The sequence below is a fragment of the Mangrovimonas sp. TPBH4 genome (assembly GCF_001280505.1).
GTDB lineage: Bacteria > Bacteroidota > Bacteroidia > Flavobacteriales > Flavobacteriaceae > Mangrovimonas_A.
In genome coordinates this window covers 1-7359 of record NZ_LBIO01000025.1, presented here as the reverse complement: position 1 = coordinate 7359, position 7359 = coordinate 1, and the positions used below count along the sequence as shown (strand labels likewise).

Below are 7359 nucleotides of genomic sequence, written 5' to 3'. Positions count from 1 at the left end.
GCGAACACTTTATAGTAAAAGTTGGTCTTAGTAGTAATAAAGAGGATATTTTTTTTTTAATGTTCAATAATATTGATGTTGGGGTAGGTCAACATAAGAATATTCAAATCGAACAAAATGTTTTAAACGCAAATGTCAACCATGGTATAGTTGCAAACTTTGGCACTAAATTTGAAAATGGTCGTTTTATTCTGAATTTTGGTAAAAAGGAGAAGAAGGTTAATTTTAATGGAATTGAATTTTCTTATGGTGACCAAAAAATATTAATTACAGAATCCAACTACAGAAGATTTTTGAAATGGAATCGGTTTGTAGAATTTTCAGAGAATGGATTTAGTTTAACTACAAAACGGGTTAATGGAGAGCATCATCCAGCAATTTTTGCAAGACAAAGTTTGCTGGATTCATTATTTAAGTAATTTTTGTGAGAGAAAAAATAAATCGAGTTATTGAGAATAAAGACTACATGGAAATCCTTACCAAAGGGGTTTCTTTTTTGATCTTAAGGTTTGGTGGACTTTTGGCGGGTTATGGGTTTACATATTTAATCGCCCGGGAATACGGAGCAGGAGTTACGGGTTTGGTATCCATAAGTTTTACCCTAATTATGTGTTTGAGTATCTTTGGACGTATGGGGATAGATGTCAATTTAATTCCATTTTATGCGGAAAAGCATAATATTTCTGACTCAGGATTATTCTTCAGGGTATTGGTTAAGGCTTTTTTTGTATCGTTAGTATTAGCTTCAATTTTATTTCTTCTTAGGCGCAATTTGGCCATAGATTTTTTTAAAAAACCACAGTTGGAACCCTATATTTTATGGGTTTCTTTAACCATACCCTTTTGGACCATTACTTTAGTTTGTGCTGGATTGTTTAGAGCTTTTAAGAAGAATAGTCTTTTTGCCTTTTTTAATAACCCGGGGAGGTTTATATTTTCCTTAATAGCTTTTACCACTTTGTTGATTTTTTTAAAAGATGGTTTAAGCGCTATAAAAGCCCATTTTTATGGTGTGCTTTTATTAGCTATTATAAGCATGGTTTTTGCTGTGAAACAGTTTGAGAAACCTAGGTTTGTTTCAAACACTAATTCTTGGTACTTTTTAAGGCAAGCATTTCCCATGATGCTGTCTGGAGCAATAATTGTATTTTTGGGTTGGGCAGATACGTTTGTTTTGGGAATTTATGAAACTGATGATACAATTGGAATTTATAATGTAGCATTAAAAATTGCAACGCTTACAAGCTTCTCTCTTCAGGCCATTAACTCCATTTTAGCGCCTAAAATAGCAGCATTTTACAAGTCTAACCAAATGGGAGAATTTAGAAAATTGGTGAAATTTTCAACGCGAATAAACTTTGTAATAACCCTATTCGTTGTTAGTGGAATTATATTGTTTAATAGAATTTTGTTGGGGCTTTTTGGGGAGGAATTTTTAATGGGGGCAACAGTACTGATAGTTCTGTGTTTCGGACAACTTATAAATTCCATATCAGGTTCAGTTGGTATCATTTTCCAGATGATTGGAAAACAAAAGGTATATCAAAATATTGTAACTATAGCTTTAATAATAAATGTAGCCTTGAACTTTGCTTTAACCCCGAAATTTGGAGGAATAGGTGCTGCTATGGCTACTGTTGTAAGTATGGCCTTTTGGAATATTTATGGGGCCGTATATCTAAAGCGTAATGAGAATGTAGTCAGTTATTTTACATTATGAAAGTGAACAATATCCTAAAATCAAGAATGCCTTTTTTAGTTGTATTAATCTTTGATTCCTTGAAGATTATTTTAAGATATATAACTAGGCGTCATAAAATATCACATTCTAATGATTCCCTTAGTCCTTTTTTTATAATAGGTTCAGGCCGTTCAGGAAATACACTTTTAAGGTCTATGTTGGTTGCAGGAAATGAGGTTGCTATTCCACCAGAATCTTATGTTTGGCCAAGAATTTATAGGAGGTACAAAGCATTATCATTTTTACCTTGGGAAATTTTGAGTTCAATGGTGGTTTCCGAATTTGAGGCTTATAAAGAATTTTATACTTGGGAGGTAAATCTGTCCACCGCTCATTTGGAGTCTAGAAAACTAGTTCCAGCTAAACAGTCCCTATCAAACGTTATTAATGTGGTTTATAATACATATATTAATTTTCAGGGTATTAAGGCAAAGAGGTGGGGAGACAAAACACCAATTAATACTGTTTTTATTGATAAAATTGCAAAAATATTTCCTAAGGCACAATACATCCATATTATTAGGGATCCTCGAGATGTAGTGTGCTCATATGTAAAGGCTAATTTATACGAGGACTATTTGCAGGCTTTGAATTTTTGGAAAGAAGCGAATCGAAAGGCGGAAATATTGCGAAGGAGGTTGCCTAAAGATAGATTCTATCAGGTAAAATACGAAGATTTAGTAAAGTCACCAGAGGTTGAATTGAATAAAATATGTGAGTTTTTGAATATTTCTTATACTAACGAAATGCTGTCTTTTTGGAAACATAAAAATGAATTGGGTGATGTTAAGTACAATATTCATCATGCAAATATTGGTAATCCTATTAATACAAAATCTATAGGAAAGTGGAAAGATTTGTTGTCAAGTGATGAGATAGAAGTTATCGAAAAGAATTCGTTTAATCAGATGATGCAATATAATTACCTGTGAGATTACTTTTAAATAATAGTATCTATAAAATTGTTAGGCCAATTTTTTTAATATTGGTTACTCTTAGTGTATTCAAAGGTGTTTTGATGGTTTTATTTAAAAGTAAAGTTTTTGAATATTTAGATGAGATAGTTTTTTTAATTTCAATTATTATTTTAACACCTATTTTTTTACTAAATAGAAAACTTAAGCTGATTCATTTTTTTGTTGGATTTTTTATTATTTACTCCATTATAGTCAGTTTAATTTTTGGAATGAACAGTAGTTTTTTTCAGGTTGTTTTTCAAACACTTATTACTATTAAGTTTTTTATTGTTCTATTAGCTATAGCTGAATTGTTTAAAGGTAACTATTGGATTTTAAACAAGTTTTTCTTGTTTATAATGGGCGTGGCATGTCTTGGGTTGATGATTCATTTAATTTTGGGAGAGAGATTTAATCATTTTACTGGTGTTGTAACTTTTGCCAGGCCCAATATTAGATACGTTGGTTTTTTTACACATCCAAACCATTTAGCTTACCTAGCTGTTCTTTATTTGGTTTATTTACTCAATTTAAAGGCAGTTCAGGATCTTAAGTTAACTTTTAAGGATTGGACAAAAGTTCTTATTTTATTTATTGTAATAGTATTGACCGATTCTAGAACGGCTATGCTTGCAGTTGGAATATTGTTTGTTGTTTTTTATTGGAAATTAATAAAACAAAATTATAAGCTGGTGCTTAGTGGAATCGTGATAGGGATATTTGGACTGATATATGTTTGTTTTTTTACTACCCTTGTGCCCTCGATATACGAAAACATAAAAGATACATTCGACCTTTCTAGCCATTATATTCGTGGAAATATGATTTATTTATCTGGGTTAATATTTTTTGATTTTTTCCCTTTTGGTACCGGAGCAGCAACATTTGGATCTGTCCTATCAGGGGATAAGGTCTACGATTTATATGGGCAAGCAGATCGGTATTACTTTGCAAATAAAATGGGAATTTACGACAGTAACGTGGCATCAATAGTAGGAGAATACGGTTTATTGGGAATTATTTTTTTCATCTTTTTATTTTATTATCTAGTTGTATATTTAAAAGGGTATACTTCACGCAAAACATTGGTAGTACCTTTGGTTATTATGTTTATATTTTACTCTATTACCAATCCGATGTTAACAAATAACCTTTACGCACTATTAACTGCCTTGGTACTTGTTTTGATGGTTAATGTTGATAAACTTATATATTCGCATTAATAGATATGAGAATTTTAATTGTTTCAAATATGTATCCAAGTGAACAGAAGGCTTATGCGGGTATTTTTGTGAAGAATCAGTTTGAAGAATTAAGAAAACAATTTAAGGAAGCAGATACCGTTGATATTTTCTATATGGAGAGAAAATTGACATCAAAATTGGGCTCTTTGATTAAATATGTTCGAGCATTCTTTAAATTTTTACCTTATTTATTTAAGAAGTTTGATGTTGTCCATTTGCATTTTTTTTTCCCACTAATTATACTAGTTTGGATTTATAAAAAAATGCATCCCAATACCAAGGTTCTCGTTACCTTTCATGGGTCTGACATTAATAATCGTGTCAACTATCGTAATAGGCTGTTATATATTAATTTGGCTAAATGTATTGATTTTTCAATAGCAGTTGGAAATGATCTCTTTTTGGAGGTGGAGTCTAAATTAAACTTGAAAAAAGGTGAAGTATTATCTGCCGGAGTTGATTCCAAAATATTTTATAAAATGGCAGGTGTGCATAAAATTTTCGATTATATATTTGTTGGATCATTTTTTGAGGTAAAGGGAATCGATATCCTTCTTAAAACTATTGAATCATTACCAAAAGAGATTTCTTTTTGTATTGTTGGTAAAGGATTGAAGTATGAGGGGAGAATACATGAATTGATAAATCAAGGGTATGATATTACACTAGAAATAGATAAGTCTCAAGAGGAGTTAAGACTTTTGTTTAATCAATCTAGATTTTTGGTGCAACCTTCTAGAGAAGAGGGTTTTGGTTTAGTGGTTGCAGAAGCAATGTTTTGCGGTATACCTGCGATAGTTTCAGAAGTAGGAGGGTTTAAAGAGCAGGTATTACATGGTAAGAATGGCTTTTTTTTTGAAAGTGAAGATAGCGATGAGTTAAGTAGGCTTTTAATCGATTTAAAATTTATTTCAGAGGAGGATTATCAAAATTTGTCTGATTACGCACAATGTGATGTAAAGAAGCTTTCTTTACAAGCTATTTGTGAAAAAATTTACACCATTTACAAAAATTTAGTAAAAAGTGCATAAACTAAAATTATTATTGTATTATTTTTTTATACAGTATTTGCCTAATTCAAGGTTTTTTGGAATTGGTAATTTGGTAAGAGTATGGTATTTATCCAAAATTTTAAAAATCCTTAAACCTTCTGATAAGACTTTTATAGAGAACAAAGTTTATATAGGAAATGGTAAAAAAGTAAGTATAGGAAAAGATGTTCAGATAAATGAAAATGTTTTCATCCAAGGTGCTATTATTGGTAATTATGTTATGATTGCTCCAAATGTAAGTCTATTGGCAAATATGCATAATCACGATAGAACTGATATTCCCATGGCAAAACAAGGTAAAAAAGTGGACAATCCTGTGATTATTGAGGATGATGTTTGGTTAGGTAGGAATGTTATTGTTATGCCAGGGATTAAAATTGAAAAAGGAAGTATAATTGCGGCAGGGGCAGTTGTCACTAAAAATGTGCCTGCTTATACGGTTTATGGTGGAATCCCTGCTAAGTTCATAAAAAATAGGTAATTTACAATGTGTGGTATTATAGGATCATTAAACAAAGAAATTTCAGAAAACTCATTAAATACTTTGCACCATCGTGGGCCAGACTATCAAAGTTATTTTAAATGGCAGAATGTAAGCTTAGGTCATACCAGACTTTCAATAGTAGATCTATCAGAAGCAGGGAATCAGCCTATGCATACTAATTGCGGTAATTACACTATTGTGTTTAATGGTGAAATATATAACCACCAGGAGCTTCGAAAACAGTTATCCGGAATGCAATTTAAAGGGCATTCAGATACAGAAACCATTCTTTACTATTTACGTGAATATGGTATGGAGGCAGTTAAAAAGTTCAATGGCATTTTTTCCTTTGCTTTTTTAGATAAATTGCAAAATAAACTTTTTATAGTTCGAGATCCTTTTGGGGTAAAGCCACTTTACTATTATTCCAAAGAAGATAAGTTGTTAGCATTTTCATCTGAAATAAAAGGTTTGTTGTCTTTGGGTGCTTCAAAGGAGCTTGATCATAGTTTATTGTCTTCTTTCTTGAAGCTAAAATACTCACCATCTCCCTATACGCTTTATAAGAATATTAAGAAAGTAAATCCTGGTTGCGTTATTGAGGTGAATACCTCCTCAAACAAAATTATCTCCAAGTTTAATTTTGGAAAGGTTCCAGAAATTAATTCTAAAATATCAGAGAGTGAAGCTCTAGAGCAATACGACTTTCTTTTAAGAAAAGCTGTTAAAAGACAATTAATGTCTGATGTGCCAATATCAATGCTGTTGAGTGGAGGGGTAGATTCAGCATTGTTGGCGAAATTAGCAAAAGAGGAATCGGATGGAGATATACAGACCTATACTGCGGGATATGTAAATGCCAATAATGATGTAAATGAATTAGAAGATGCTGAAATTTCGGCAAAATATATAGGTGTTAAAAACACAAAGGTTATTTTAGACGAACAAGTATTTTTAAAAGAATTACCTTCTTTAATAAATTATGTAGAGGAGCCATTAGGAACCCAATCTATATTTCCGATTCATTTTTTATCCAAAAGAATTAACCAAGATGGTTACAAAGTAACTTTAACGGGTCAAGGTGTTGATGAACCTTGGGGAGGCTACAATAGATATAACCCCCAAGAACTTATAGAGTCTTTTCGAAAAACACCACAATTCCTAAAAGGATCTTTGAGAACAGTAAGAAATGACAACGTTAGAAGAGCTGTAAAAGCGATTAACGCCAAAGATACTATAGAAGGGTTCACTGAATCTTATTCTCTATTTGACGACACAATGTTAAAGGTCTTGCTAAATCATGATATATTTGACTTTAAAGAAAGAGCTTTTACGAATGAATTAATCAAGTATAATTATGAGCTCTATAATTTAAATACTAGAAATGCTACTTCTGCAATGATGGCTTTGGATGCAAGAATGAATTTGGCAGATGATTTATTGCTATATACTGATAAGATTTCTATGAGACATTCAATTGAGACAAGAGTGCCATTTTTGGACTTAGACTTAATGGAATTTGCGGAAAGCTTACCAAATAGTATGAAGGTTTCTTTGTTTAAAAACAAAATTCTGCATAAAAAGTTAGCTGAAAAATATTTGCCAAAAGAAATAATTTATCGAAAAAAAAGAGGTTTTAAGACCCCAAGAAAAAAGTGGTTCGAAGGTGAAGTGGGGCGTAAATTAGAAAGGGATATTCTTGAATCTTCGGGTATTTTTAGAGATTTGTTTAATATAAATGAAATTTCAAGGTATTTTAGATTTCATAGAGAAGGAAAGGTAAATTATGAGAAACAATTGTTTTCTATTATAGTTATGTTCTATTGGATTAAAGATAATTTTAATTAAAATTGAAGTCTTCAAATTTATATAAGGTAATTAT

The 7359-nt window shown here is 31.3% G+C and carries 7 protein-coding genes; all 7 read left to right on the top strand.

Translation table 11 applies throughout. The annotated features are described in order from the left end of the window. Positions 1 to 419, top strand: a 419-nt coding sequence (locus ZA05_RS18275) for a hypothetical protein (protein WP_197276026.1), incomplete at its 5' end; no start/stop codon positions are given. Positions 420 to 466: 47 nt separating this feature from the next. Continuing rightward, on the top strand, positions 467 to 1720 hold the full coding sequence (locus ZA05_RS00590) for a flippase (protein WP_053989926.1): 1254 nt from the start codon (positions 467 to 469) through the stop codon (positions 1718 to 1720). A 26-nt stretch (positions 1721 to 1746) separates the two neighbouring features. Next, a complete protein-coding gene (locus tag ZA05_RS00585) occupies positions 1747 to 2673 on the top strand; it encodes a sulfotransferase (protein WP_197276025.1) in 927 nt (308 codons plus the stop codon). Then, positions 2670 to 3920, top strand: coding sequence for an O-antigen ligase family protein (locus ZA05_RS00580; protein ID WP_157514474.1), 1251 nt, complete (start codon positions 2670 to 2672; stop codon positions 3918 to 3920). The genes ZA05_RS00585 and ZA05_RS00580 overlap by 4 nt, the downstream gene beginning before the upstream one ends. A gap of 5 nt (positions 3921 to 3925) precedes the next feature. Continuing rightward, the gene (locus ZA05_RS00575; protein WP_082333629.1) at positions 3926 to 4972 is read left to right on the top strand and encodes a glycosyltransferase family 4 protein; all 1047 of its coding nucleotides are present in this window, start codon (positions 3926 to 3928) and stop codon (positions 4970 to 4972) included. After that, complete coding sequence (locus tag ZA05_RS00570; RefSeq protein ID WP_053989922.1) at positions 4965 to 5474, top strand: DapH/DapD/GlmU-related protein; 510 nt, start codon at positions 4965 to 4967, stop codon at positions 5472 to 5474. The genes ZA05_RS00575 and ZA05_RS00570 overlap by 8 nt, the downstream gene beginning before the upstream one ends. A gap of 6 nt (positions 5475 to 5480) precedes the next feature. Beyond that, positions 5481 to 7325, top strand: a complete 1845-nt coding sequence (gene asnB, locus ZA05_RS00565) for an asparagine synthase (glutamine-hydrolyzing) (RefSeq protein WP_053989921.1) — start codon at positions 5481 to 5483, stop codon at positions 7323 to 7325. The last annotated feature ends 34 nt before the right edge of the window (positions 7326 to 7359 follow it).